The following is a 26,313-nucleotide window of genomic DNA, read 5'->3' on the forward strand; positions in this document are numbered from 1 at the left end:
AGAACGCGATGCTCAGCCTCATCACCGGCCTGCATCCCGCGGGCAACCATCCCGCCGGCTGGCGCCATCCCCGCGCCTATGACAACACCATGATGAACCTGGAGCAGATGATCGAGATCGCGCAGACCGCGGAGCGCGGGCTGTTCGACATGCTCTTCATCTCCGACGGCAATGGCGTGGCCGGCATGGAGTGGCCCGAATTGTTCGAGGCCAATGCCCTGACCGGCAAGCCCGCGGTCTTCGAACCCGTCACCGTGCTCTCCGCCATCGCCATGCACACCAAGCGCATCGGCCTGCTGGCGACGGCGACGACGACCTATGAGGAGCCCTTCACCCTCGCGCGGAAATTCGCCTCGCTCGACCACATCAGCAAGGGCCGCGCCTGCTGGAACGTCGTCACCAGTTCCAACGCCTCGGACAGCCTGAATTTCGGCAAGGACGAGCACCTGGCGCGCTATGATCGCTACGAGCGCGCGAGGGAATTCGTCGAGGTCTGCAAGGGCCTCTGGGATTCCTGGGCGGAGGATGCCTTCCCGCAGGACAAGGCGCGCGGCAAGTACATCGACCTCAACCGCGTCCACACGCTGAACCACAAGGGCAAGCACTTTCGGGTGCGCGGCCCGCTGAACGCGGCGCGGCCGCCGCAGGGCTACCCCGTGCTGTTCAGTGCGGGACAGTCCGAGCCGGGGCGGGAACTGGCGGCGGCGATGTCGGATTGCATGTTCTGCGCGACGCCCACCAGAAAGCAGGCCGCCGCCTTCTACACCGACATGAAGTCGCGCCTGGCGAAGTACGGGCGCGCGCCGGACGAGCTCAAGATCATGCCGGGCTGCGTCGTCTATGTCGGCCGCACGGAGGCCGAGGCGGAGGCGATGTTCCAGGAACAGCAGGCGCTGATCGATCCCGTCGTCGGCGTCCGCCACCTCTCCCACTACGTCAACATGGATCTGACGGGCTTCGCACTCGACGAGCCCTTCCCCGAACTGACGCCCGACGGCATCGGCGGGTCGTCCCGCCGCTACGCGATCAGCGAGGTCGCGCGGCGGGAGGGGCTGACCATCCGGCAGACCTACGAACGCTTCCTGCCCTCCTTCGGCCATCCCGTGATGAAGGGCGATGGCAAGCAGGTCGCGGACATGATCGAGGATTGGTATCGCGCCGGCGTCTGCGATGGCTTCAACGTCCATGTCGGCTACCAGCCGGACGGGCTGACGAATTTCGTGGACCACGTCGTGCCGGAACTGCAGCGCCGGGGCCTCTACCGCACCAGCTATCCGGGCCGGACGCTGCGCGACGTGGTCGGCCTCAAGCGGCCAGAGAGCCAGTTCTTCCCGACCCTTGTCCCCGCCATGGTGGCGGAGTAGCGGGCACACCCATGCGCACCATTCCCGCCAATCCCTATCCCTGGCCCTTCGATGGCGATCTGCGCCCCGACAACACGGCGCTGATCGTCATCGACATGCAGATCGATTTCTGCGGTCGTGGCGGGTATGTCGATGCCATGGGCTACGACATATCCCTGACGCGCGCGCCGATCGAGCCCATCCGCGCCGTGCTCGCCGCCATGCGCGGCGCGGGCTACCACATCCTGCACACGCGGGAGGGCCATCGCCCGGACCTGTCGGACCTGCCCGCCAACAAGCGCTGGCGGTCGCGGCAGATCGGCGCCGGCATCGGCGATCCGGGCCCCTGCGGGAAGATCCTCATCCGTGGCGAGCCGGGCTGGGAGATCATTCCCGAACTCGCGCCGCTGCCGGGCGAGACCATCATCGACAAGCCGGGCAAGGGCAGCTTCTGCGCCACCGACCTCGAACTCATCCTCCGCACCCGCGGCATCCGCAACCTGGTGCTGACCGGCATCACCACCGATGTCTGCGTCCATACCACGATGCGCGAGGCCAATGACCGCGGCTTCGAATGCCTGCTGCTGGAGGATTGCTGCGGCGCGACAGACCTCGGCAACCACCAGGCGGCGATCAAGATGGTGACGATGCAGGGCGGCGTGTTCGGCGTTGTCTCGACTTCGGAGGCTCTCCTGTCTTCGCTGGCCTGATCACGAGGCGGTCCTCGATCGACGCCGGTTTCCCGCGAGCATGTCCATCAACCGCCTGGCTGCCGCGCGCGGTGGGGCGGGGCGTCCTTGGTGCAGGCAGCACCGCCATCACTCAGCCCCGCCGCGCTGCCTCGATGGCGGCGACGTCGATCTTGCGCATCCCCATCATGGCCTGGAAGGCGCGCCGCGCCTCCTCGCCCCCGGCCGCCATCGCGTCCGTCAGCACGCGCGGCGTGATCTGCCAGGACAGGCCCCAGCGATCCTTGCACCAGCCGCAGGCACTCTCCTCGCCGCCATGGCCGACGATCGCGTCCCAGTAGCGATCCGTCTCCGCCTGGTCCTCGGTCGCGATCTGGAAGGAAAAGGCCTCGCTGTGCCGGAAGGCCGGGCCGCCATTCAGGCCGATGCAGCGGATGCCGGCGACCACGAAATCGACGGTCAGCACATCGCCTTCCCTGCCGGCGGGGTAGTCGCCCGGCGCGCGATGGACGGCGATGACGCGGCTGTCGGGGAAGACCTCCGCGTAGAAGCGGGCGGCGGCCTCGGCCTCGCCATCGAACCAGAGGCAGATCGTGTTCTTCGTCATGGCTGTCCTTCCCCGTTCAGCGCCCGCCAGATACGCTCGGGGGTGGCCGGCAGTTCGACGCGCGCCGTCACGCCCACCCGCCACAGCGCATCCGTGATCGCGTTCGACATGGCGGCGAGCGACCCCGTCACGCCGGATTCCCCAGCACCCTTCACGCCCAGCGGATTGCTGCGCGCCGGCACCTCATGCAAGGCGACCGCCATGGAGGGCAGGTCGGCGGCGCGGGGCATCGCATAGTCCATGAAGGACCCGGACAGCATCTGGCCATCCGCATCATAGACGATCCGCTCCGTCAGCGCCTGGCCGAGCCCCTGCGCGACGCCGCCCTGCACCTGGCCATGCACGATGGCGGGGTTGATCACCACGCCGACATCATCGACGGCGAGGTAGCGGTCCACGCGGAGCTGCCCCGTCTCCGGGTCGATCTCGATCTCGACGATGTGGCAGCCATTCGGGAAGTTCAGGTCCTCCGCATCGAAGTCGCCCGTCGAATCCAGCGTCTCCGGCAGGTCGCCAGGCAATACCGGCGCCTCGCGCCGCCAGCGCGCGAGGTCGAGCAGCGCGACGGCGCGATCCGTCCCGACCACGCGGAACTCCCCCGCTTCGAAGACGACGTCGGCTTCCGCCACCTCCAGCCGATGCGCGGCCAGCAGGCGGCCCTTGCGCACCACCTCCGCGCATCCCAGCGACAGCGCCGATCCCGCCATGATCAGGGAGCGGGAGGCGATGGAGGCGAGGCCGCGCGGTACGTCGCGGCTGTCGCCCTGGCGGAGGCGGATGGCCTCCGCCGGAATGCCGAGCCGGTCGCCGACCAGTTGCGCGAAGCTCGTCTCATGCCCCTGGCCGCTGGACTGCGTCGCCACCACCAGGTCGATCCCGCCCTCCTCCGGGAAGCGGATCGTGGCGCTTTCGTAGAGCAGCCCGCCCACGCATTCGAGGAAGCAGCAGATCCCCCGCCCGCGCAGCCTTCCTGCCGCGCGTGATGCGGCCTCCCGCGCCGCGAAGCCATCCCAATCGGCCAGCGCGAGGGCCTTGGCGAGCACCGCGTCGAAATCGCCGCTGTCGTAGAGCCGCCCGGCCGGGTTGCGGTAGGGCATGGCGGAGGCTGGGATCAGGTTCCGGCGCCGCAGCGCGATGGGGTCCCGCCCCGTCTCGCGCGCCGCCGCATCCACCAGGCTTTCCATCACCAGCGCCGCCGCTTCCCGCCCCGCGCCGCGATAGGGGCCGGTGGAGGCGGTGTTGGTGAAGACGAGCTTCACCGTCACGTCGATGCAGGGCGTGCGATAGACCAGCGGCAGGCCGTTGGTCGTGTTGCGGATGGTCACGTAGGGACCGTGGACGGAGTAGTAGGCGCCCATCGCATCCAGGACGTGGAGCCGCACCGCGAGGAAGTTGCCCTCCCCGTCCAGCGCCAGCTCCGCCTCCATCACCGCGTCGCGGCCGTGGTTGTCGGAAAGCAAATGCTCCGCCCGCGTGCCGCGCCACTTCACCGGCCGGCCGAGCGCCCGCGCGGCATGCAGGATGGCGACATCCTCGGGATAGGGCTGTTCCTTCACCCCGAAGGCGCCGCCGACATCATGGGTGAAGACCAGCATGCGTTCCTGCGGCACCTTGAAGGTGTGTTCGCAGAGGACTCGCAGCATGTAGCGCACGCCCTGGCTGGCGCAGGTCAGGCTCCAGGCCTCGGTCGCGGCGTCGAAGCTGGCGATGGCGGTGCGCGGCTCGATCGGGTTGGCGATGACGCGGTTGTTGACCAGGCGCAGACGCGTGACGTGTGCGGCGCGGGCGAAGGCGGCGGCGGTCGCCTCCGCATCGCCGCCCTGCCAGGTCAGGCCGACATTCTCCGGTGCCGCGTCCCAGACGCGGGGCGCACCGGGCTCCACGGCGGCGGCGGTATCGACCACGGCGGGCAGCGGCTCGATCTCCGCCAGCACCAGCTCCGCCGCGTCCTCCGCCTGCGCGCGCGTCTCCGCCACCACCACGGCGATCGGCTCCCCCACATGGCGCACGCGGTCCGCCGCGAAGGCGGGGCGAGGGGCCTCCACCGGGGTGGGCATGCGGAAGCCCGGCATGGGCAGGTAGGGGATGGGGCCGATGCCGGCGGCCTGCAGATCCGCCGCGGTGAAGATGCCGAGCACGCCGGGCGCGGCGCGTGCCGCCGCCGCATCGATCCCGCGGAGATGGCCATGCGCGTAGGAGGATCGGACGAAGACCGCATGGGCCTGGCCGGGCAGGTCGATGTCGTCGGTGAAGACGCCGCGGCCGGTCAGCAGCCGCGCATCCTCCCGCCGCCGGACGGGGCGGGAGAGGCTCACGGCTGGCGGGCCAGGGGCTGGCGGGGGTGTTGCGGCATGCGGCGTTCCTCCGCCCGCCGCGCTGGCGGCGGGCTGCTTTTCTGATTAATCAGTTAGTCAACGCTAGTCAGCCGGGCCGCGGATGGTCAAGTCTGCATCGCGCCGCCGCTTGCGCGCGGGAACGGCAACGGGAATAGAAACGCACCATGAGGTCAGATACCCCGAAGCGTCGCGCCCGCCCTGCGGCGGAGAGGACCGGCGCCGCCCCGCGGCGGGACGCCGAGGCGCAGCCGCGCATCCCCGGCGAATCGCAGCGCCGCATCCTGGCCTGCGCGCGGGTGGAATTCGCGGAGAAGGGATTCGCCGGCGCCCGCACGGAAGCCATCGTCCGTGCCGCGGGCGTGAACCCCAACCTGCTCTACCACTATTTCGGCTCCAAGGACGGGCTCTTCGTCGCGGTGATGGAGGAGGTCTATGGCGACGTCCGGTCCCACCATGGCGACCTGGAGCTGGATGCGCTGGCACCGGAGGAGGCGATCAGGCGGCTGACGGAGGCGACCTTCGACCTCTTCGTCGCCTCCGACGACGTGATCCGCCTGCTGTCCACGGAGAACATCCACCACGCCGAGCATATCCGCGGCTCCGACCGCATCGCCCATCTCTACGACCCGCTGCTGGCCATCATCGAACGCCAGCTGGCGCGGGGGCGGGAACTGGGCGTCTTCAGGGCGGAGGTGGATGCGCAGGAACTCTTCATCACCATCACCGGCCTCTCGTACTTCTACCTCTCCAACCGGCATACGCTGAGCGTCATCCTGCGCACGGACCTCAATGCGCGGGCGCGGCGGGAGAGGCGGCGGCGGCACATCGTCGATGTCGTGCTGACCTATCTGCGCCACGGCGATGACGGCGCGCAGCGCCTGGCACCGCGCAGCTGAACGGCTTGACCGCGCCCGCGACACCTGGATAAGTTGACTAACTACTTAATCGGACCGCCGAAGGCGGCCGCGTCCAAACCGGCGCCTCGCGCGCCGCCATCCGGAGGGAGCTGTCATGAGGAAGTGGCTTGCGGCCGCGGCCGCCATCGTCGGGCTGCACATCGCGGCACCCGTCGCGGCGCAGGAACGCGTGACGCTGGCGCTGAACTGGACGCCATCCGGCGACCACGCGCCGCTCTACTACGCCATCCAGCAGGGCTGGTACCGCGCCGCCGGCGCCGATGTGCGGCTGGAGATCGCGCGCGGCTCCGGCGCCTCCGCCGCCCGCGTCGGCGCGGGCGCGGAGATGGGCATCTCCGACCTCGGCTCCGTCATGGTCGCGCGCGGCGCGGGGGCGGACATCGTCGCGGTGATGAACATCTTCGCGAATTCGCCGCAGGGCTTCTACTGGCTCCGCTCCTCCGGCATCCAGTCGGTGCGCGACTTCGCGGGCCGCCGCCTCGGCAATCCGCCCGGCGACGCGGCGCGCGTCATGTGGCCCGCCATCGCGCGGCGGCTCGGCATGGAAGCCAACGCCGTCACCTGGGTGAACATCAACCCCGCCGCCAAGCCCGCCGCGCTCATCTCCCGCCAGGTCGATGGCACCACCTTCTTCTACAACTACCACTACATCATGGAACGCGAGATCGGCGCCGATCTCGGCTTCGCCTCCTGGCGCTCGCTTGGCCTGAACCTCTACGGCAACAGCCTGATCGCGAATGAGCGCTTCCTGCGGGAGAAGGCGGATGTCGCCCGCGCCGTGGTGCGCGTGACGCAGCGCGCCTACATCCATTGCGTGCAGACGCCGGAACCCTGCGTCGCCGCCATGGCCGCCGCCGTCTCCGGCATCAAGCCGGAGGAGGAGATCCAGAACTGGCGCCTGACGGTCGCGGAGCTCTTCAACGACGACGCCTTCCGCAACCAGGCCTTCGGCTTCATGGTGCCGGAACGCGTGCGCGCCGACCTCGCCGTGGTGCGGGAGACCTTCGAACTCCAGCGGCCCTTCGAGGCCGAGGCGGTGGCGACCAACGCGCTGCTCGACACCACGCTGCGCCTGCCCGCCGCCGCTACCCGCTGAGCATCCGCGATGCAGCGCAAGACACTCCAGGTCGCGGGCATTGCGCTGCTCGCCCACCTGCTCGCCCTGCTGGCCTGGCACCTGGTGGTGACGGTCGGCAAGGTGCCGGCCTTCATCCTGCCCTCGCCCGCCGCCACCTTCGCGACGCTGGGCAATGCCCGCTACGACTGGTGGGGCAACACCGCGGTGACGGCGGTGGAGATCATGGGCGGCTTTGCCATCGCCACCGTCCTCGGCGTGCTCTTCGCCCTCGCCTTTACCTGGAGCCGGCTGGCACTGACGCTGCTGATGCCGCTGCTCATCACCTTCAACATGATTCCGAAGGTCGCGCTCGGCCCGCTGGTCATCGTGTGGATGAGCTATGGCGTCGTCACCAACATCGTCATCGCCTTCGCCATCGCCTTCTTCCCCATCCTGCTGACGACGCTGCGCGGGCTGCGGGAGACGGAGCCGGAGCTGCTGGAACTGGTGGGCGCGCTGCACGCCACGCGCTGGCAGGTCTTCACCAAGATCCAGCTGCCGGGTTCACTGCCCTACCTCTTCTCCGGCATGAAGGTGGGCTCCGTGCTCGCCGTTGCAGGCGCCATCGTCGGCGAGTTCATCGGATCGGAAGCCGGGCTCGGCTACCTCATGCTGCAGGTGCAGGTGCGGCTCGACACCGCGGCGATGATGATGTCGGTGCTGCTGATCAGCCTGATCGGCATCATCCTCTATGGCCTCGTCTCGGCGCTCGAGGCGCTGGTGGTGGTGCGCGATGCCCGTCTCGGCTGATCCCATGAACACGGAGGCCGCGCCCTTCATCCGCCTGCGCAACGTCGCCAAGACCTTCACGCGCGACGGTGCGGAGTTCCAGGCGCTGTCGGATGCCAGCTTCGACATCCGGGCCGGGGAATTCGTCTGCCTGGTCGGTCCCTCCGGCTGCGGGAAATCCACGCTGCTCCGCATCCTCGCAGGGCTGCTGCCGGCCAATGCGGGCTCCACCGTCTCCATCGGCAGCCCGGCCGATCCCTTCCGCCCGGGCCGGGATGTCGGCATCGCCTTCCAGCAGCCGCTGCTGCTGAAATGGCGCCGGGTGCTGGAGAACGTCATGCTCCCCGCCGAGATCCTCGGCCTGCCGATGCGGGAGACGCGGGAGCGGGCGCGGGACCTGCTGAACCTGGTCGGCCTGTCCCAGGCCGAGCGGAAATACCCCTATGAGCTCTCCGGCGGCATGCAGCAGCGCGTCGCCATCGCGCGGTCCCTGGTGCATGACCCGAAGCTGGTGCTGATGGACGAGCCCTTCGGCGCGCTGGATGCGCTGACCCGCGAACGCATGAATGTCGAGCTGCTGCGCATCTGGGAGAAGAGCGGCAAGACCATCGTGCTGGTGACGCATGGGATCGGGGAGGCCGTGTTCCTCGGCCAGCGCGTGGTGGTGCTGACGGCCGGGCCCGCCCGGATGGCCGCCGACATCCCGATCGAACTGCCGCCGCAGCGCACGCTTGAACTCAAGACGAGCGAGGCCTTCGGCGCCTATTCCCGGCGGATCTACGGGCTGCTCGGCATGAGCTGAGGCCGGGGGGCTTGCCCTCCGTCCCGGCGCGGGGCATCCGCAGCGCGCCGACAGGGACGCCGCTTCGCATCATGGACCAGCCCGCCACCGATCTCACCCAGCTCCTGCCCGCCCGCATCCAGGGCGTGGGCACCAGCCAGATCGGGCTCGTCGCCGATCGCGGCCGCGACGACCCGGAGGTGGTGAAGCTCTGGATCGGGGAGGGCGACCTGCCCACGCCGCCCTTCATCGTGGAAGCCGCCCATCGCGCCATGCTGGCTGGCGAGACGCGCTACACCTATTCCCGCGGCATCCCCGCCTTGCACCGCGCGCTGTCCGACTACCACCGCCGCCACTGGGGCGTGGAGGTGGCGCCGGAGCGCTTCGCCATCACCGCCGGCGGCATGAACGCCATCATGCAGGCCTGCCAGGCGCTGCTGGAGCCGGGCGAGGAGGTGATCATCCCCGTCCCCGGCTGGCCGAACCTGGGCGAGGCCGTGCGCGTCACGGGCGGCGTGCCCGTCACGGTGCCCTATCGCCAGAGCGCCACCGGCCGTTTCTCCCTGCCGCTGGAGGACATCCTGGCGGCCGTGACGCCACGCACGCGCATCATCGTGGTGAACTCCCCCTCCAACCCCACGGGCTGGGTGATGCCGATGGGGGAGATGGAGGCGCTGCTGGCGGCGGCGCGGGAGCGCGGGCTCTGGATCATCTCGGACGAGGTCTACAACCACTTCACCTATGGCAACGCCATCGCGCCGTCCTTCCTGCAGCTCGCCACGCCGTCGGACCGGCTGATCGTCACCAACACCTTCTCCAAGAACTGGGCGATGACGGGCTGGCGCGCCGGCTGGATCATCTATCCCGAGGGGCTGGCCGCCACCTTCGGCAAGCTCGGCCAGTACAACACCACCTCCATCCCCACCTTCATCCAGCACGCCGCGGTGACGGCACTGGAGCAAGGGGACGGTTTCATCCGCACCATGGTCGGCCGCTGCGCGGAAGCCCGCGCCATCATGGTGGAGGGCCTGTCCCGCCTGAAGGGCGTCACCGTCTTCCCGCCCGATGGCGCCTTCTACCTGATGGCGCGGGTGGAGACGGGGGAAAAGAGCCTCGACCTGGCCTTCCGCCTGCTGCGGGAAGCGAAGGTAGGCGTCGCCCCCGGCACCGCCTTCGGGCCGGAAGGCGAGGGCTTCATCCGCATCTGCTTCGCCATCAGCCCCGAACTCGCACGCGAGGCCGTGGCGCGGCTGGCGCGGGTGCTGGGATAGGGTCTCTCAGCCCAGCATCTCCGAACCCGGCACGATGCCCCTCGGCAGGCCAGCGACATGCGCGGCCAGCTCGGCGGGGCGCGTGATCCACAGCCGGTCCCGATGCGCCAGGATGTGCTTCAGCGCGTCGCGCAGCGGCCGCAGGCGGAAGGGCTGGCCGACGACGAAGCTGTGCAGGACGATGCTCATCACCAGCGGGCGGTGGCGTGACTGCTCCAGCATCTCGTCGAACTGGTCGGTGATCATCTCCGCGAATTCCCGGCCCGTGTGGTGGCGGAACACCATCGCCGGGCTGTCATTCAGCTCGACGCTGTAGGGGATGGACAGGATGGGGCCGGACCGCGTCGCCATCCAGAAGGGCTGGTCATCCGCCGGCCAGTCCATCATGTAGTCGAAGCCTTCCTCCTTCAGCAGGTCGAGCGTATGCGTGCCCTGCGACAGCCACGGGCCGAGCCAGCCGCGCGGCGCGCGGCCGGCATGCCGCGCGATGCCGTCCCGGGATTGCTGGATCAGCCGCCGCTCATCCTCCTCCCACATCCCTTCCTGCCGTTCGGCATTGGTGCGGCCATGGCCGACGAACTCGTCGCCGCGGGCCAGGATGGCGCGGCCGATCTCCGGCATCAGGTCCAGCGCGGCGGAGTTGCAGTTGTGCGCGGCCGGCAGGCCGAGTTCGTCCAGCAGGGCGAGGATGTTCCAGATGCCCACCCTGTTCCCGTAGTCGCGCCAGGCATAGTTCCGCTGCGTCTGGGGCGACCCCGCCACGGTGCTGTCGCTGCCGAGGCCGGCGCGGAAGGCGTGGTGTTCGATGTTGGTGAAGACCTGCACGGCCAGCCTGCGCCCCTCCGGCCAGGCGTAGTCGGGGCGGGAGATGATGGCGCTGGGCGCATAGCGGTTCTGGTCGGGCAGCTTCATCGGACGATCCTCCGCGGGGCGTGGCGCGCATGATGCGCCAGCCCCGGCACGGCGCTAGCCCCCGGTCGCCTCCGCCAGATAGGACAGGTCGATGTAGCGCGCGGGATCGGTCAGCGGCCGCGCCGGCACCGCATAGGTGGAGCGCAGGCGCAGCACCGTCGCGATGCCCGCGGGATCGATGGTGAGGTCACGGCGCAGCCCGCGCACGGGATCGATCAGCAGTGCGCAGGCGCGGTCCGCCACCGCCGGCGCGCCGCCCATGCGCGCGCGGAACAGCGCGCCCACGGCATCACGGTTCTCGGCCGCGCCGATCCAGTCGATGGCATCCTTCCAGGCCCGGATGAAGGCCACCAGCGTCTCCCGGTTCGCAGCCGCCCAGGCGCGGGAGGCATTGCCCGTCACGCCGGCATAGGCGCCGATCATGTCGGTGGCGCGCGCCAGGCGGCGGAAGCCCTTCGCTTCCGCCACCAGGTCGGGCGGCGTGGTCAGCAGCGTCGCGGCGGTGCGGCCTTCCAGCAGCGCCTCCAGCCGCATGCCATGGCCGCCGACGCGGAAGAACGGCGTCTCCGCCTCCGTCAGCCCCGACAGGCGCAGCATCTCTCGCAGCACGAAGGCATAGCCGGTGGTCAGCGCATCCACCGCCAGGCTCTGGCCGCGCAGCGCCGCGATGTCGGGCACATCCGGCGCCGCCATCAGGCTCAGCACGGCGTCATCGATGCCCATGAAGGCGAAGAAATCGGTGCCGCCCTCGATCCCCGCCTCACCCTGTGCCTCCACATAGGTGACGACGTTGTCGAAGGCGGTCAGCGCCACCTGGCGCCGCCCCGTATGCAGGTCCCGCGCCAGCTCCACCGAATTGGGCGTGATGGACAGCGTCACCACGAGGCCGTGGCGCGCGAAGAAGCCCTGTTCCTCTGCCACCCACATCGGCAGGTTGGACGCGCCCTGGAAGGCGACGACGTCGAGGGTCTTCATCGCGCGTCGCTCTCCACGCCCGTCTTCTCCTCCAGCGCACCGCCGAGGAAATTCGCGGTGTGGCGGTAGTGCTTCTCCAGCAGCGCCACGGCTTCGTCCGCCCGCCGCGCCAGCGTCACCTCGCACAGCGCCGCATGCTCCGCCGCCACGTCCCGCTGCGGATAGGCGAGGCTGTTGGAGAGGTTGCGGAACCGCGTGCTGCGGTCATGCAGATCGGCGCAGAAGGCCAGCAGGCTCGGCGCGCCGCAGGGCTCCAGCAGCGCCAGGTGGAAGTCGCGATGCAGCGCATCCCAGGCGGGGTTGGGGACGAAGGCATCGGCCTCCAGCGACCGCGACGCGCGCGCCAGGCGATGATGCGCGACCAGCACGCGCTCCTCCCACGCCGCATCGCCGCGGGCGATCGCGGCCCGCAGCGCCGCCGTCTCCGCCAGGCAGCGCGTCTCCACCAGATCGGCCAGCGCCGCCTGGTCGGCGCCCGCCACGCGGAAGCCGCGCTGGTCCAGGCGCTGCACCAGCCCTTCCGCCGCCAGCGCGGCCAGCGCTTCCCGAAGCGGGGAGGCGCCGACGCCATAGCGTTCCCGCAGCGTCTCCAGCCGCAGCTTCGCGCCGGGGCGGAGCACGCCATGCAGGATGTCCGCGCGCAGCCGCGCTTCCACCAGCCGTGCCAGGGTCAGGGTGCTGTCCATCATGCCAATTTAGCGATGCAGCGACGGCATGCAAGAATTTCGCCGATTTGCTGGTTGCCCGCCGGGGAAATTTCGACAAAATGCGCGGGACGTCCAGAACGCGCTACCGGCGCTGCGGCCCCTGGCGGGCGTGCCGCGCCTTGAGGGAGTGACAAGCCGATGAGCCACCCGAAGCCCACCATCCTGCGCCCGCAGGCCGATTTCCGCTTCCCCGGCGGCGCGCGGGTCGGCGTGATCTTCAACATCGCCTATGAGGGCTGGTCCCCCGGCGTCGTCCCCGGCATCGGCCCCATGGGCAATCCGCTGAAGCCCGGCTTCTACGATGCCAATGCGGCGTCCTGGGGCATGTTCGGCGCGGTGCGCGGCATCTGGCGCGCGCTGGAGATCGCGGCGCGCAACGGCGTGAAGGCCAGCGTCATGACCAATGGCGTGCTGGCGGAGCAGTGGCCGGACACGATCAAGGCCATCCACCAGGGCGGGCACGAGATCATCGCCCATTCCTACGGCATGGACATCATCCCGGTGTATCTGGACGAGGCCGGGCAGCGGGAGAACATCGCCCGCACCACCGGGCTCATCAGCGACCTGACGGGCGAGAAGCCGATCGGCTGGATCAGCCCGCGCGGCACGGGCAGCCCGATCCATGTCCGCCTGCTGGCGGAAGCCGGCTACACGCATCACGGCGACTGCAACGACGACGACATGCCGCACCTCGCCATCGAGGCTTCGGGCCATGAGATCATCGGCATCCCGCTGATCATGGACATCAACGACCTGCCGAGCGCCATCCGCTACGGCAACAATGCCCGCGCCATGCTGGAGCAGTTCCAGGACGCCTTCGCCGCCTGCCTGGAGCGTGAGACGCGGCCCGTCACGCTCGACGTCACCATCCACACCCATGTCTATGGCCGCCCCGCCGGCGCCTGGGTCTTCGACGAGATCATGAAGATCGTGAAGGCGACGCCGGAGGCCTGGACGGGCACGCGCGCCGAGCTCGCGGCCCATATGCAGTCGGGGCGTGCTTCGCTGGTCAAGTGCGAGGGCAGCAGCCGATGATCGCGCGCCGCCTGCTGCTGGGCGGCGCGCTGGCGCTGCCCGCGATCGGCGCGCGGGCGCAGGCCGCCTGGCCGGACCGGCCCGTGCGCTTCATCGTCGCCTTCGCGCCCGGCGGGCCGGCGGACATCATCGCCCGCCTGCTGGCGCAGGCGCTGAGCGAGGTCTGGCCGCATCCCGTCGTGGTGGAGAATCGCGGCGGCGCCGGCGGCAACATCGCGGCGCAGGTGGTGGCCCGCGCGGCGCCGGACGGGCTGACCGCGCTGCTGACCACCAGCGCCTTCGCGGTGAATCCCAGCCTGTCGCGCAATGCGGGCTACCGGCCGCAGGAATTCGCCGTGGCCTCCGTCGTCGCGGGCACGCCGAACCTGTTTGCCGTGCGCGGCGATGGCGAGGTGCGGACGCTGCGGGACCTGGTGGAGATCGGGCGGCGGCGTCCCGTCAATTTCGGCTCCGCCGGCATCGGCTCCACGCCGCATCTCTCGGCGGAGAACCTGCTGAAGACGATCGCCAAGGTGCAGGCGGAACATATCCCCTTCACCGGCGCGGGGCCGGCGATGACGGCGGCACTCGGTGGGCAGATCGACATGGCCTCCGTCGCGCTGCCGGCGGCGGTGCAGATCGTGCAGTCCGGCCGCGCGCGAGGCCTGGCCGTCACCAGCGCGCGGCGCGTGGCCGCGCTGCCGGATGTGCCGACGGTGGCGGAGGCAGGCTTCGATCCGATCGTCGACCTCACCTGGTGCTGCGTGCTGTTCCCCGCCGCGGTGCCGGAAGCGGTGCTGGAGAAGGTGAACGCCGACATCAACCGGCTGCTCGCGACGCCCGCCTTCCAGGCGCGGCTGGCCGCCACGGGCTTCGACCCGATCGGCGGCACGCGTGCGGAGAACAGCCGCTTCGTCGCGGATGAATTGCAGCGTTGGGGCGAGGTGGTGCGCGGGCTGAACATCTCGCTCGACTAGACCCGCAAGACGCGCGGGTTGCCTGGGAGGAGAACAAGAATGACCATGATGTTCCCGCGGCGCCGGGCGCTGCTCGGCGCTGCCCTGTTGATGCCCTTCGTCGCGCGGGCGCAGCCGGCGTGGCCGGACCGCCCCATCCGCTTCGTCTGCGGCTTCGCGCCGGGCGGGCCGGCGGATGTGGTGGCGCGCATCATGGCGCAGGCGCTGGGGCCGAAGCTCCCGCAGCCCATCATCGTGGAGAACCGCGTCGGCGCCGGCGGCAACATCGCGTCACAGCAGGTGGCGCGCGCGGCGCCGGATGGCCACACCATCCTCTTCGCCACCACCTCCTTCGTCGTGAATCCGGCGCTGTCCCCGCGCGCGGGCTACCGGGTGGAGGATTTCGTCGGCGCCGCCGTCGTCGCCTCCACGCCGCACATGCTGGTCACGCATCCCCAGGCCGGGCCGCCGGACCTGGCGGCGCTGATCGCACTCGGCAAGCAGCGACAGCTGAACCTGGCCGTGCCGGGCGTCGGCACCACCGGGCATCTCTCGGCGGAGCGCATCCTGCGCGTGCTGGGTGGCGCTGACGTCCAGCCCATCGGCTTCCCCGGCGCCGCGCCCGTCGTCACCGCCGTGCTGTCGCGGCAGGTCGATGTCGGCACCATCGCGATGAACACGGGCGTGGAGCAGGTGCGCGCGGGCAGCGTGCGCGGCGTGGTGGTGACGGGCGCGCAGCGATCCGCCGCGCTGCCGGATGTGCCGACGGCCGTCGAGCTCGGATTTCCCGAGGCCGTCGATGCCACCTGGATCGCCGCGCTCTTCCCCGCCGCCACGCCGCGCCCGATCCTGGCCCGCATGAATGCGGAAGTGAATGCCGCGCTGGCGGAGCCCGAGGTGCGCGCGCGCCTGCAGGCCACGGGCCTCGATCCCGTCGGCGGGCCGCAGGAGGAAGCGGCGCGCTACGTGGGCGAGGAATTCCAGCGCTGGACCGGCATCGGCCGCGCCACGGGCATCCAGGTGGATTGATCGCATGACGATGATCGTGGAACGGGACGTGGCGATCCCCATGGCGGATGGCGTGGTGCTGCGCGCCAATGTTTTCCGTCCCGAGGGACCGGGTCCGTTCCCCGTCATCATGTCCATGGGCATCTACGGCAAGGACATCCACTTCGCCGATGGCTACACGCCGCAATGGGAGGTGCTGACGAAGCTCTATCCCGGCCTGGCGACCGATGGCAGCAGCGGCCGCTGGCTGCGCTGGGAAGTGCCGGACCCCGAGCGTTTCGTGCCGGACGGCTTCGCGCTGGTGAATGTGGATTCGCGCGGCAGCGGCAAGTCGCCCGGCTACCTCGACCCCTTCTCGCCGCGGGAGACGCAGGATTATGCGGAGGCGATCGACTGGGCCGGCACGCAGCCCTGGTCGAACGGGAAGGTCGGGCTGCTCGGCGTCTCCTACCTCGCGATCAAGCAGTGGCAGGTCGCCGCACTTCGCCCGAAGCATTTGGCGGCGATCGTGCCGTGGGAGGGTGCCACGGACCTCTACCGGGACTGGAGCCACCATGGCGGCATCCTGTCCAATTCCTTCACCGAGGCCTGGTGGCCGCGCCAGGCGCTGGTGAACCAGCATGGCAGCGCCGAGACGCCGCATCGGGACCGCGAGACCGGCGAGCGCACGACGGGCCCCGCCGCCTTCAGCGCCGATATCCTGAAGGGCAGCCGGTCGGAGCATCCGCAGCAGATCGCGGAGCATCCGCTGGATGATGGCTGGATGCGCGAACGCACGCCGGACCTCTCGCGCATCGCGGTGCCGGTGCTCTCCGCGGGCAATTGGGGCGGCCCCGGCCTGCATCTCCGCGGCAATACGCTGGGCTTCGAGCGGGCGGGCACGCCCGACAAATGGCTCTCGATGCATGACGGCACGCATTACGAGAGCTTCTACCTGCCCGACTACGTCGTGATGCAGAAGCGCTTCCTCGGCCACTTCCTGCGCGGCGACGCGAATGGGTGGGAGAGCGAGCCGCGCGTGCAGCTTTCCATCCGCCATCCCGGCCGGCCGAGCACGCGGCGCATGGAGCAGGAATGGCCGCTGGCGCGCACGCGCTGGACGAAGCTGTACCTGGGCCGGGGCACGCTCGGCTGGACGGCGCCCGGCGACGACGCCGTGCTGGACTACGACGCCTTTGGCGAAGGCGTCGATTTCACCACCGCGCCCTTCGATTCCGCGATGGAGTTCACCGGCCCGCTCGCCCTGCGCCTCTGGGTCGCGTCCAGCACCACGGACATGGATGTCTTCGCCACGCTCCGCTGCTTCGCCCCCGACGGGCAGGAAGTGCTGTTCACCGGCGCGCATGAACCCGTGCCCGTCGCGCGCGGCTGGCTCCGCGCATCCCACCGCGCGCTGGACGAGGCACGCTCCACCCCCTGGCGCCCCTGGCATCCGCATGACCGCGTGGACCCGCTGGAGCCCGGCAGCTTCGTGCCGCTCGACCTCGAGATCTGGCCCACCTGCCTCATCGTGCCGCCGGGCCATCGCCTGGTGCTGACCATCGCAGGGCGCGACTTCGAATATCCCGGCAAGCCCGGCCGCATCCTGCACAACCATTCGCGCGACCGCGACGCCACCATCTTCGGCGGCCGCAACAGCATCGCGATGGGCGGCGGGCGCGAGAGCTTCCTGCTGATGCCACTGATCCCGGAGCGATGACGCCCGGGCAGTGACGAAACCAGAGCCGCCATGGCGGCCGGGAGGAGATGGCCATGATGAACCGTCGTTCCCTGTTGGCGCTGACTGGCGTGGCACTCGCCCTGCCGGCCCGCGCGCAGTCCACCTGGCCGGACCGCCCGGTCACGCTGGTGGCGCCCTTCACGCCGGGCGGGCCCGTCGATGCGCTGGCGCGGCTTCTGGCCGCGGGGCTGCAGGCGAAAAGCGGCGTGCCGGCCGTGGTGGAGAACCGGCCCGGTGGCGGCGGCAGCATCGGCATCGCCTCCGTCGCGCGCGCCGCGCCGGATGGGACCACGCTGCTGGTCGCGGCTGCGGGCAACCTCACCATCAACCCGTCCCTGATCCGGAACGCGCCCTTCAATGTGGAGCGTGACCTGGCGCCGGTCGCGATCCTCGCCAGCTCGCCCAATGTCATCGCGGTGGGGCCGAACGTCCCCGCCGCGACGGTCGCGGAGTTGCTGGCGCTGGCTCGCAGCACCCCGGGCGGCCTTTCCTACGGCTCCCCTGGCGCCGGGTCGCAGCAGCATCTGGCCGGGGAGCTGATCGCCAGCCGCAGCGGCGCGCCGCTCACGCACATCCCCTATCGCGGCAGTTCCCATGCCGCGACGGACCTCGTCTCCGGCCAGATCCACTTCGTCATCAGCAACCTGCTGGCGGTGCAGCCGCTGATCACATCCGGGCGGGCGCGCGCCATCGCGCAGCTCGCCACCACGCGCAGCGCCATGCTGCCGGATGTGCCGACGCTGGCGGAGGCAGGGCAGGCGCCACTCGATGTCCGGTCCTGGTTCGGCGTGCTGGTTCCGCGCGCGACGCCGGCGCCGCTGGTCAACGCCATCCACGCTGCCTGCGGCGCCGTGGCGCGCAGCGAGGCGACGCAGGACGCCTTCCGCCGCCAGGCGCTGGAGGCGATGGATGAAAGCCCCGACGATTTTGCGACCAGGCTGCGGGAGGAGACTTCCCGCTGGGCCGAGGTCATCCGCACCGCGCGCATCCAGCTCGACAATTGAGGAACCACGGGAATGCACAGCTTCGACCTTCGCGCCGAGCAGGTCTGGAACCCGCAGCGCCATGTCGAGAAGATCCTCGGCCGCAGCGCCGGCGGCGACTTCACCGTCGCCTGCTGGGAACCCGGCCAGGTCAGCCCCAACCACTGCCACCCCTGGGCGACGGAGATCTATTTCTGCTTCGAGGGCGGCGGCGTGATGTGGACGCCGGAGGCCAGCGTGGATGTCACGCCCGGCCGCTTCGTCGTGCATCCGCCGGGCGAGGTGCATGAATACACCAACGGCCCGCAGCGGACCTTGCTGTTCCGCGTCCGCTACGGCGAGGATGTGGCGACGCGCTTCGTCGACTGGCCGACCAACCCGGACTGGAAGCCGCGGCCCGTCGATACGGAATACTTCGCCGCCCATCCGGTCGGCGCAACGCCGCCGCGCTGACGGCGCAACAGGGGGGAACGGGGATGAGACGGGCATCGATCACGCTCGGCCTGCTGGCGCTGCTCGCGCTGCCGGCCGCGGCGCAGACCACGGCGCTGCAGCGCTGCGAGGACATGGCCGGCCTCGCCATTCCCGCCGCCGCCATCGGCCTGCCGACCGGCGGTGCCGCCGTCACCACGGCGCGGCGCCTGGCGGAAACGCCACCACGCCCGCACCCCGATGGCGAATTCGCGCAGGCGCTGCCGATGCATTGCAACGTGCAGGGGGAGATCCGGCCGGTCGATCCCGCGGCGCCGCGCATCCTGTTCAACGTCAACCTGCCGCTTTCCTGGAACGGCCGCGCGCTGCAATCCGGCGGCGGCGGGCTCGGCGGGTCCGTCATCACCGCGCCGGGCCAGAAGGCCTCCGCCCGCTTCGATCCCGTGCCGCTCACCGCGCCCTATCCCATCGCGCTGGGCTACGCGACCTTCGGCGGCGATGGCGGCCACCAGGGCACCGACGTCGCCTTCATGCGCAGCGACGAGGCGATGCGGAACTGGGGCGTCGAGTCCATGAAGAAGACGCGTGACGTCGCGCTGCGCGTCATCGAGGCCGCCTATGGAAGCGCGCCGCGCCGCGTGATCTTCAACGGCGAATCGGCGGGGGGGCGCGAGGCGCTGATGGTCGCGCAGCGTTTCCCCGATGACTATGACGGCGTCATCGCCATCTCCCCGGTGCTGAGCTGGTTCTACATCCACCTGGCCGACAACCACATCCGGTCGCTGATGGTGTCGGGCTGGCTGGATGCGGCGGCGGTGCGGCTGGTGGCGGAACGCACGCGGCAGAGCTGCGACGAGGCCGATGGCGTCAGGGACGGCATCATCGCGCGTTACCTCGAATGCCCGAACGATGTCGCGACGCTGCGCTGCCCCGATGGCGCGCGCGGCCAGGGCTGCCTGAGCGACGCGCAGATCGCCGTGGTGAACGCGATCCGGGAGCCCTGGTCGATGCAGGTGCCGCTCGCGCATGGCATCACGCGCTATCCGGGCTTCGGCGTGACGGGCGACGAGGACGGGCCGCGCTACCAATGGCCCTTCTACGTCACGGGCGCGGAGCCGCCTTCCTTCCCGCTGCCGCCCGGGCGGGGCTTCGAGCCGCGCCGCGGCGCCGTGCTGAACTTCGCCGCCATCCTGGTGCGCCACGCCATCGTGCAGGGCGAAACCTTCGACCCCTTCCACTTCCAGGCCACGCGCCACGCCGCGCGGCTGCAGTATCTCTCCACGCTGTTCGACGCGACGGATCCGGACCTCAGCCGCTTCCGCGCCCGCGGCGGCAAGCTGATCCTGCTGCAGCCCGCGGCCGACAATGCCGTCGGCACGCCGATGGTCGCGGAATACTACCGCAGCGTCGTGGCGCGGATGGGCCAGGCGGAGACGGACAGCTTCCTGCGCTTCTACGTCACGGCCGGCAGCGGCCATAATGTCGTCGGCCCGTCCCAGTTCGACACGCTGTCGATCCTGGAGGGCTGGCTGGATGGCACCGCGCCGCCCGATGCGCCGGCGGCCTTCGACATCCATCCGGAGACGCTGCAGACCGTTCGCTCCATGCCGGCCTGCCGCTATCCCGCCTATGCCCGCTACAGCGGCAGCGGCGATCCCAACCGGGCGGAGAGTTTCATCTGCACCGCCCGGCCGGACCCGCTGGCTTTCGCGCCGGCGCGTTAGGCCTTGGGCTCGGGGGAGGGGGCCTCGTCCTCCTCCTCCGCCAGCTGCAGGATCTCCGCGGTGCTCAGCATCAGGATGCGGCGGTGGTCCAGGATCTGCGGCACCTGGTGCTGCAGCGTCTCCCACCGCGCCTCCACGGCATCCAGCGCGGCATCGAGGTTGTCGAACCGCTCCTCCTCCGGCTGCGGGCGCCCAGCGCGCCAGCGCAGATAGACCGGGTTCTGTTGGGTCATGCGTGATCCTCCGGCGTTGGGGGCGCCTGCTTACCGCGCCGGGGGCGAAGCGTCAGCCCTCGTGGATCGAGACCGGCTCCGCCGGATGGATCGAGACCGGCTCCACCGGATGGACCGAGACGGGCTCCGCCAGCGTGGCCCACTCCTCGTCCTCCGCCGTGGTGCCGGTGGTCCACATCAGCACCGCGAAGCGGCCGGGCCGTTCCAGCGCGCGCACGGGGTGGTGCCAGGTGCCGCGATGGTAGTTCACCGCCTGGTCGCCGCGGGCGAGGAAGGCGCGCAGCCCGGCTTCCTCCGGCCGGCCGCCGGCATCGGGCGCCACCATGATCACCCAGCCCGCGACATCCATCGGCGCGAAGCATTGGGAGGAGCGGTTGTGCCGTTCCATCCGCGTCGCCTCCAGCGGCAGGGCCCAGGGCTCCGAACAGCTGAAGGACAGGCGCGGTTGCGTGGCGCCATCGGTGCCGCCGATGGTCTGGTCGAGCGAGAAGCGCGCCCCCGGCGGCGGGGCTTCCACCACATCGCCGAAGGGGGCGAAGGCAGCCTGTGTCAGCGGTTGCAGCACCAGGCGGCGGGTCATGCGGTGGTCCTTCCTGTGGGGTGCGGCAGCATGGCGGAGGCTCGTCGCCTCGCCAATGGCTGGCGCGCCCCGCTGGCTGCGGCATGATGGCGCCCTGACCACGGAGCAGCACCCATGTCCTCCGCCCTGACCGGGCCCTATGCACGGGACCTCATCGGCTATGGCCGCAACCCGCCGCATCCGCGCTGGCCGGGCGGCGCGCGCATCGCGATCAACTTCGTCATGAACTACGAGGAAGGGTCCGAATACTCGCTGATGGATGGCGACGGGTTCTCCGAGGCCACGCTGACGGAGAGTGCGGCCAATGTCGTGCCCGCTGGCGGCCGCGACCTGGCGGCGGAGGGCATGTTCGAATACGGCGTCCGCGTCGGCTTCTGGCGCATCATGCGCCTGTTCGCGGAGCGCAACTGGCCGATGACGATCTTCGCCTGCGCGTTGGCGCTGGAACGCCACCCGCCCGCGGCCGAGGCGATCCGGGAGGCCGGGCACGACATCTGCTGCCATGGCTGGCGCTGGATCGAGCACTACAAGCTGACCAAGGAGCAGGAGCGCGAGCATATCCGCCTGGCGGTGGAGAGCCTGCAACGCACGATCGGATCACGCCCGCTCGGCTGGTATTGCCGCTATGGACCCAGCGTGCACACGCGCGGGCTCCTCGTGGAGGAAGGCGGCTTCCGCTACGACAGCGACTGCTACAATGACGAGCTGCCCTACTGGGTGCTGCAGGACGGCAAGCCGCAGCTGATCGTGCCCTATTCGCTGGTGACCAACGACAGCAAGTTCGGCCGCGGCGTCTTCGCGACGTCGGAGGACTACTTCCAGTTCCTCAAGGACCAGTTCGATATGCTGTATGCGGAGGGGCGGACGCAGCCGAAGATGATGTCCTGCGGCCTGCATCTCCGCTCCATCGGCCACCCCGCCCGCGCGGCGGGGCTGATGCGCTTCCTCGACTATATCGGGAAGTTCGAGGGCGTCTGGGTCGCGCGCCGGGCGGAGATCGCGGAGCATTGGCGCGCGACCTTCCCGTACCAGCCTGGCATGGAGCAGATCGCGAAGGTCGGGCCGTAGGTCACGCGGCCAGGCTCATCAGGCTGGCATTGCCACCGGCCGCCGCGGTGTTGGTGCTGACGGCGCGTTCCGCCACCAGCATGTCCATCGCCGCGGCATCGCCGCCGGGGCGCAGCACCAGGACGGGTCGCACCGGCCCGTCCAGCGCGGCGATGGCCGTCGCCAGCGCGACCAGCGCCGCGCCCTCGGCTTCCGCCAGCACGGCGGCGCAATCCTCCGCCTGCACGGCCTCCACGCGCTCCACCAGGCCGGGCGGCAGGCGGAAGGCGGCGGGCGCCACGATCCGCACCGCATTGCCGGTGGCGAGTGCCGCCGCGGCGTGGCGCCAGGCGCCTTCCTCCGTGACGGGCACGCACAGGATGCGGCCGCGCGGTTCCACGCGGTAGCGGTTGCTTTCCCCGACGGGCCCCGGCAGCAGCTGGTCCTCGCCGAGGCGCGAGGCGGCGATGGCGTCGGCGCAGAAGGCGGCCGCCGCGTCATGGCCCGCCGCCTGCAGCCAGGCGAGGAAGCTCTCCGCCGCCGCTGTCGCCGCCGCACCGCGCGCCTCCGGCGTGGAGCGCATCAGCCGCCGGAGATAGAGCGGCCCGCCCGCCTTGGGCCCGGTGCCGGACAGCCCATGCCCGCCGAAGGGCTGCACGCCGACGACGGCGCCGATGATGCTGCGGTTGACATAGATGTTGCCGGCGGGCGCGGCCTCCACCAGGCGGTCGATGGTCTCGTCGATGCGCGAATGCACGCCGAAGGTCAGCGCATAGCCGGTGGCGGCGATGTCGCGGATCAGCGCGTCCATGTCGTCGCGCCGAAAGCGCAGCACATGCAGGACGGGGCCGAAGACTTCCCTGGTCAGCGCGCTCACGCCATCGATCTCGATCAGCGTCGGCGCGACAAAATGCCCGTGGTCGCAATCCGGCGGCAGCGGCAGCGCATGCACGGCGTGGCCGGCCTCGCGCATCGCCTCGACATGCGCCAGCAGCCCTGCCTTCGCCTCGGCGGAGATCACCGGCCCCACATCGGTGTCGAGGCGATCCGGCTGGCCGATGCGCAGCTCCGCCATGGCGCCTTTCAGCATGGCGATGACGGTCTCCGCCACCTCCTCCTGCACGCAGAGCAGCCGCAGCGCGGAGCAGCGCTGCCCGGCGCTGTCGAAGGCGGAGGCGAGCACATCCGCCACCACCTGTTCCGGCTGGGCGGAGCTGTCCACCACCAGCGCGTTCTGCCCGCCCGTCTCCGCCACCAGCGGCACCGGCAGCCCATCCCGCCCAAGGCGCGTCGCGAGTTCGCGGTTGATGAGGCGCGCGACCTCCGTCGATCCCGTGAACATCACGCCCTGCACGCGCGGGTCCGCGACCAGCGCGGCGCCGACCGTGCCGTCACCCAGGACCAGATGCAGCACGTCCCGCGGCACGCCGGCCTCATGCAGGACGGAGACGGCTGTTCCGCCGATCAGCGGCACTTCCTCCGCCGGCTTGGCCAGTACCGTGTTCCCCGCGGCCAGCGCCGCCGCGACCTGCCCGGTGAAGATGGCCAACGGGAAATTCCAGGGTGCGATGCAGGCGACGGGGCCGAGCGCCCGCCCCGCCAGCCCGCGCGATTCCGCGGCGTAGTAGCGCAGGAAATCCACGGCTTCCCGCACCTCCGCGATGGCGTTGGGCAGGGACTTCCCCGCCTCCCGCACGATCGGGCCGAGCAGCGCGGGCATGCGCGCCTCCATCAGCTCGGCGGCGCGTTCCAGCATGGCCGCACGCGTGGCGGCAGGCGTTGCTTCCCAGCCCGACGCGGCGGCCTCGGCGGCGGCGATCGCGGCCTGCACGGCATCGGGCGTCGCGTCGCGCACCGTGCCGACGATGTCGCGCCTATCGGCGGGGTTCAGCACGGGGCGCGGCGCGTCGCCGACTCCCGAAACGCCGGCGCGCAGCGTCGCCGCCAGGGCTTCCAGCCTGTCCTCATCCGCCAGGTCCATCCCCGCGCTGTTCGCGCGCGTGGCGCCGAGGATCGCGCGCGGCGCCGCGATGCCGTCATGCGGCCGTCCCACGGGGCTCAGCGCGGCGGCCGCCGCGACGGGGTCCTCGAGCAGCGCTTCCACCGGCACGGCGGGATCATGGATGCGGTTGACGAAGGAGGAATTGGCGCCGTTTTCCAGCAGCCGCCGCACGAGATAGGCCAGAAGCGTCTCATGCGTGCCGACCGGCGCGTAGATGCGACAGGCGCGGCCGAGCCGCTGCACCACCGCCTCATAGAGCGGCTCCCCCATCCCATGCAGGCACTGGAATTCGTAATCCGCATCTGGCCCCGCCATGGCGTGGATGGCGCCGACCGTCATCGCGTTGTGCGTGGCGAACTGCGGAAAGATCGCCTCCGGCGCCGCCAGCATCCGCTGCGCGCAGGCGAGGTAGGAGACATCCGTATGGACCTTGCGCGTGAACACAGGAAAATCCGCCTGGCCGTCCACCTGCGCGCGCTTGATCTCGCTGTCCCAATAGGCGCCCTTCACCAGCCGCACCATCATCCGTCGCCCGGTCCGCCGCGCCATGTCGGCGACAACGTCCACGACGAAGGGCGCGCGCTTCTGGTAGGCCTGGATCACGAAGCCGATGCCGTTCCAGCCCGCCAGCGCCGGGTCCGCGCAGAGCGCCTCCAGCAGATCGAGCGACAGCTCCAGCCGCTCGCTTTCCTCCGCATCGATGTTCAGCCCGATGTCATGGCGCCGCGCCAGCCGTGCGAAGCCGAGCAGACGCGGCAGCAGCTCCGCCATCACCCGCGCCCGCTGCGCGCGGCTGTAGCGCGGATGCAGGGCGGAGAGCTTGATGGAGATCCCCGGCCCCTCGATGATCCCGCGCCCGGCGCTGGCCTGGCCGATGGCGTGGATCGCGCCCTCATAGGCCGCGAGGTAGCGCGCGGCATCCGCCGCCGTCATGGCCGCCTCGCCCAGCATGTCGAAGGAATGGCGGAAGCCCTTGGCCTCCATGGCGCGGGCGCGCCTCAGCGCCTCCTCGATCGTCTCGCCGCGGACGAACTGCTCCCCCATCATGCGCATGGCCATGTCCATGCCGCGGCGGATCACCGGCTCTCCGGCCCTTGCCACCAGCCGCGTCAGCGCCGCGCCGAGCCCGCCCTCCGTCGCCGTCGTCAGCCGCCCCGTCACCACCAGGCCCCAGGTGGCCGCATTGACAAAGAGGGAGGGCGAATGGCCGAGATGCGCGGCCCAGTCGCCGCCGCCGATCTTGTCGCGGATCAGCGCATCCCGCGTGGCGTCGTCCGGGATGCGCAGCAGCGCCTCCGCCAGGCACATCAGCGCGACGCCTTCCTCCGAGGAGAGCGAGAATTCCTGCACCAGCGCCTCCACCCCGCCGCGGCGCGGGCGGGCGCGGAGCGTGGTGACGAGGTCCCGTGCCAGTGCCGTCGCCTGCGCCTGCTGATCCGGCGCCAGCCGCGCCGCCTCGATCAGCGGCGGCAGGCAATCCGTCTCCGCGCGCCGCGTGGCGGCGGTGACGGCGCGGCGCAACGCGTCGCGGTGGGGCGCATTGGCCAGCAGGTCGGCAAAGGGCGGGGTCATGGCGGCGGCTCCGTCTCGGCAGCCGCAGGCTAGGGGCCGGGGCGCCGGATCACCATCTGGTGTTTTGCGCCGATCGCCATAGGATCAATGGTCAACGGTCAACTAACCCGAAGGATCGCTGGTGCTGGACAGGATCGACCTCCGCCTGCTGGACATCCTCCAGCGCGACGGCCGCATCACCAATGCGGAACTCGCGGAGCGCATCGGCCTCTCCCCGGCCGCGACCAGCGAGCGCTTCCGCCGCCTGGTGGCCCAGGGCTACATCCTGGGCTTCAGCGCCCGGCTGAACCCCCAGAAGCTCGGCCTCGGCCTGCTCGCCTTCGTGGAGGTGCTGCTGGACAAGACCACGCCCGACGCCTTCGCCCGCTTCGCGGAGGCCGTCACGCGCGCGCCGGAGGTGCTGGAATGCCACATGGTCGCCGGCGGCTTCGACTACCTGGTCAAGGCGCGGCTCGCCGACATGACGGCCTATCGCCGCTTCCTGGGCGAGGTGCTGCTGAGCCTGCCCGGGGTGAAGGAGACGCGGACCTACGCCGTGATGGAGGAGGTGAAGAATGACGGACCGCTGCGCCTCCTTTGATTGCCCTCAGACGCCGGGCGCGGCCTCCGGCCGCTTGGCTTCGCGGCACATGCCGCGGGCCGCATTCGCGGCCTCGGC

The 26,313-nt window shown here is 70.7% G+C and carries 24 protein-coding genes; 16 read left to right on the forward strand and 8 right to left on the reverse strand.

Annotated elements, in window-relative coordinates; genetic code table 11:
- Positions 1–8: 8 nt before the first annotated feature.
- Together G3576_RS21080 and biuH are read left to right on the forward strand one after the other, a co-directional pair.
- Complete coding sequence (locus tag G3576_RS21080; protein WP_164696406.1) at positions 9–1,364, forward strand: LLM class flavin-dependent oxidoreductase; 1,356 nt, start codon at positions 9–11, stop codon at positions 1,362–1,364.
- An 11-nt stretch (positions 1,365–1,375) separates the two neighbouring features.
- Complete coding sequence (biuH, locus tag G3576_RS21085; protein ID WP_164696407.1) at positions 1,376–2,053, forward strand: biuret amidohydrolase; 678 nt, start codon at positions 1,376–1,378, stop codon at positions 2,051–2,053.
- 112 nt (positions 2,054–2,165) lie between these two features.
- On the opposite strand, the gene G3576_RS21090 is transcribed toward biuH, so the two are convergent.
- Entirely contained in the window at positions 2,166–2,639 is a 474-nt protein-coding gene (locus G3576_RS21090; protein ID WP_164696408.1) for a VOC family protein, read from the reverse strand.
- On the reverse strand, positions 2,636–4,954 hold the full coding sequence (locus G3576_RS21095) for a xanthine dehydrogenase family protein molybdopterin-binding subunit (protein WP_164696409.1): 2,319 nt from the start codon (positions 4,952–4,954) through the stop codon (positions 2,636–2,638). Before G3576_RS21095 ends, G3576_RS21090 begins: the two co-directional genes overlap by 4 nt.
- Positions 4,955–5,139: 185 nt before the next feature.
- On the opposite strand from G3576_RS21095, the gene G3576_RS21100 reads away from it, so the two are divergent.
- From G3576_RS21100 to G3576_RS21120, 5 genes are all read left to right on the forward strand, one after another.
- The gene (locus G3576_RS21100; protein ID WP_164696410.1) at positions 5,140–5,871 is read left to right on the forward strand and encodes a TetR/AcrR family transcriptional regulator; all 732 of its coding nucleotides are present in this window, start codon (positions 5,140–5,142) and stop codon (positions 5,869–5,871) included.
- A gap of 115 nt (positions 5,872–5,986) precedes the next feature.
- Positions 5,987–6,988: an ABC transporter substrate-binding protein gene (locus G3576_RS21105; protein WP_164696411.1), complete on the forward strand. Its 1,002-nt coding sequence runs from the start codon at positions 5,987–5,989 to the stop codon at positions 6,986–6,988.
- A 9-nt stretch (positions 6,989–6,997) separates the two neighbouring features.
- Positions 6,998–7,759: an ABC transporter permease gene (locus G3576_RS21110; RefSeq protein ID WP_164696412.1), complete on the forward strand. Its 762-nt coding sequence runs from the start codon at positions 6,998–7,000 to the stop codon at positions 7,757–7,759.
- A 4-nt stretch (positions 7,760–7,763) separates the two neighbouring features.
- Complete coding sequence (locus G3576_RS21115; protein WP_164696413.1) at positions 7,764–8,540, forward strand: ABC transporter ATP-binding protein; 777 nt, start codon at positions 7,764–7,766, stop codon at positions 8,538–8,540.
- Between the two features lie 11 nt (positions 8,541–8,551).
- Positions 8,552–9,790 carry a pyridoxal phosphate-dependent aminotransferase gene (locus tag G3576_RS21120; RefSeq protein WP_235952284.1) on the forward strand — a complete coding sequence of 413 codons (1,239 nt, stop codon included), beginning with the start codon at positions 8,552–8,554 and terminating at the stop codon, positions 9,788–9,790.
- A gap of 6 nt (positions 9,791–9,796) precedes the next feature.
- Here the strand turns inward: G3576_RS21120 and G3576_RS21125 are convergent, their stop codons facing one another.
- Genes G3576_RS21125 through G3576_RS21135 form a run of 3 tightly spaced genes read right to left on the reverse strand, consistent with a single transcriptional unit; the run spans position 9,797 to position 12,366 of the window.
- Positions 9,797–10,702, reverse strand: a complete 906-nt coding sequence (locus G3576_RS21125) for a polysaccharide deacetylase family protein (RefSeq protein WP_164696414.1) — start codon at positions 10,700–10,702, stop codon at positions 9,797–9,799.
- Between the two features lie 54 nt (positions 10,703–10,756).
- Positions 10,757–11,677, reverse strand: coding sequence for an ABC transporter substrate-binding protein (locus G3576_RS21130; protein ID WP_164696415.1), 921 nt, complete (start codon positions 11,675–11,677; stop codon positions 10,757–10,759).
- Entirely contained in the window at positions 11,674–12,366 is a 693-nt protein-coding gene (locus tag G3576_RS21135; RefSeq protein WP_164696416.1) for a GntR family transcriptional regulator, read from the reverse strand. Before G3576_RS21135 ends, G3576_RS21130 begins: the two co-directional genes overlap by 4 nt.
- Positions 12,367–12,522: 156 nt before the next feature.
- On the opposite strand from G3576_RS21135, the gene G3576_RS21140 reads away from it, so the two are divergent.
- Genes G3576_RS21140 through G3576_RS21170 form a run of 7 tightly spaced genes read left to right on the forward strand, consistent with a single transcriptional unit; the run spans position 12,523 to position 20,221 of the window.
- A complete protein-coding gene (locus G3576_RS21140) occupies positions 12,523–13,419 on the forward strand; it encodes a polysaccharide deacetylase family protein (RefSeq protein WP_164696417.1) in 897 nt (298 codons plus the stop codon).
- Positions 13,416–14,375 (forward strand): Bug family tripartite tricarboxylate transporter substrate binding protein, encoded by a 960-nt coding sequence (locus G3576_RS21145; protein WP_164696418.1) that lies wholly within the window; start codon positions 13,416–13,418, stop codon positions 14,373–14,375. Before G3576_RS21140 ends, G3576_RS21145 begins: the two co-directional genes overlap by 4 nt.
- Positions 14,376–14,414: 39 nt before the next feature.
- Complete coding sequence (locus G3576_RS21150) at positions 14,415–15,383, forward strand: Bug family tripartite tricarboxylate transporter substrate binding protein (protein ID WP_164696419.1); 969 nt, start codon at positions 14,415–14,417, stop codon at positions 15,381–15,383.
- A gap of 4 nt (positions 15,384–15,387) precedes the next feature.
- The gene (locus tag G3576_RS21155; RefSeq protein ID WP_207622948.1) at positions 15,388–17,061 is read left to right on the forward strand and encodes a CocE/NonD family hydrolase; all 1,674 of its coding nucleotides are present in this window, start codon (positions 15,388–15,390) and stop codon (positions 17,059–17,061) included.
- Positions 17,062–17,114: 53 nt separating this feature from the next.
- Positions 17,115–18,086 carry a Bug family tripartite tricarboxylate transporter substrate binding protein gene (locus tag G3576_RS21160; RefSeq protein ID WP_164696420.1) on the forward strand — a complete coding sequence of 324 codons (972 nt, stop codon included), beginning with the start codon at positions 17,115–17,117 and terminating at the stop codon, positions 18,084–18,086.
- Positions 18,087–18,098: 12 nt separating this feature from the next.
- Positions 18,099–18,518, forward strand: coding sequence for a cupin domain-containing protein (locus tag G3576_RS21165; protein WP_164696421.1), 420 nt, complete (start codon positions 18,099–18,101; stop codon positions 18,516–18,518).
- A gap of 23 nt (positions 18,519–18,541) precedes the next feature.
- A complete protein-coding gene (locus G3576_RS21170; protein ID WP_164696422.1) occupies positions 18,542–20,221 on the forward strand; it encodes a tannase/feruloyl esterase family alpha/beta hydrolase in 1,680 nt (559 codons plus the stop codon).
- Here the strand turns inward: G3576_RS21170 and G3576_RS21175 are convergent.
- Both G3576_RS21175 and G3576_RS21180 read right to left on the reverse strand, forming a co-directional pair.
- Positions 20,218–20,454: a hypothetical protein gene (locus tag G3576_RS21175; protein WP_164696423.1), complete on the reverse strand. Its 237-nt coding sequence runs from the start codon at positions 20,452–20,454 to the stop codon at positions 20,218–20,220. The two genes, G3576_RS21170 and G3576_RS21175, sit on opposite strands and share 4 nt — an antisense overlap.
- A gap of 52 nt (positions 20,455–20,506) precedes the next feature.
- Positions 20,507–21,034 carry an ureidoglycolate lyase gene (locus G3576_RS21180; protein ID WP_164696424.1) on the reverse strand — a complete coding sequence of 176 codons (528 nt, stop codon included), beginning with the start codon at positions 21,032–21,034 and terminating at the stop codon, positions 20,507–20,509.
- Between the two features lie 114 nt (positions 21,035–21,148).
- On the opposite strand from G3576_RS21180, the gene G3576_RS21185 reads away from it, so the two are divergent.
- Positions 21,149–22,102: an allantoinase PuuE gene (locus G3576_RS21185; protein ID WP_226381988.1), complete on the forward strand. Its 954-nt coding sequence runs from the start codon at positions 21,149–21,151 to the stop codon at positions 22,100–22,102.
- Between the two features lies 1 nt (position 22,103).
- Here the strand turns inward: G3576_RS21185 and putA are convergent, their stop codons facing one another.
- Positions 22,104–25,655 carry a bifunctional proline dehydrogenase/L-glutamate gamma-semialdehyde dehydrogenase PutA gene (gene putA / locus G3576_RS21190; protein WP_164696425.1) on the reverse strand — a complete coding sequence of 1,184 codons (3,552 nt, stop codon included), beginning with the start codon at positions 25,653–25,655 and terminating at the stop codon, positions 22,104–22,106.
- A gap of 121 nt (positions 25,656–25,776) precedes the next feature.
- On the opposite strand from putA, the gene G3576_RS21195 reads away from it, so the two are divergent.
- Positions 25,777–26,235 carry an Lrp/AsnC ligand binding domain-containing protein gene (locus G3576_RS21195; protein WP_456237351.1) on the forward strand — a complete coding sequence of 153 codons (459 nt, stop codon included), beginning with the start codon at positions 25,777–25,779 and terminating at the stop codon, positions 26,233–26,235.
- Positions 26,236–26,313: the final 78 nt, after the last annotated feature.

The organism is Falsiroseomonas algicola (assembly GCF_011040385.1).
Taxonomy (GTDB): domain Bacteria; phylum Pseudomonadota; class Alphaproteobacteria; order Acetobacterales; family Acetobacteraceae; genus Falsiroseomonas; species Falsiroseomonas algicola.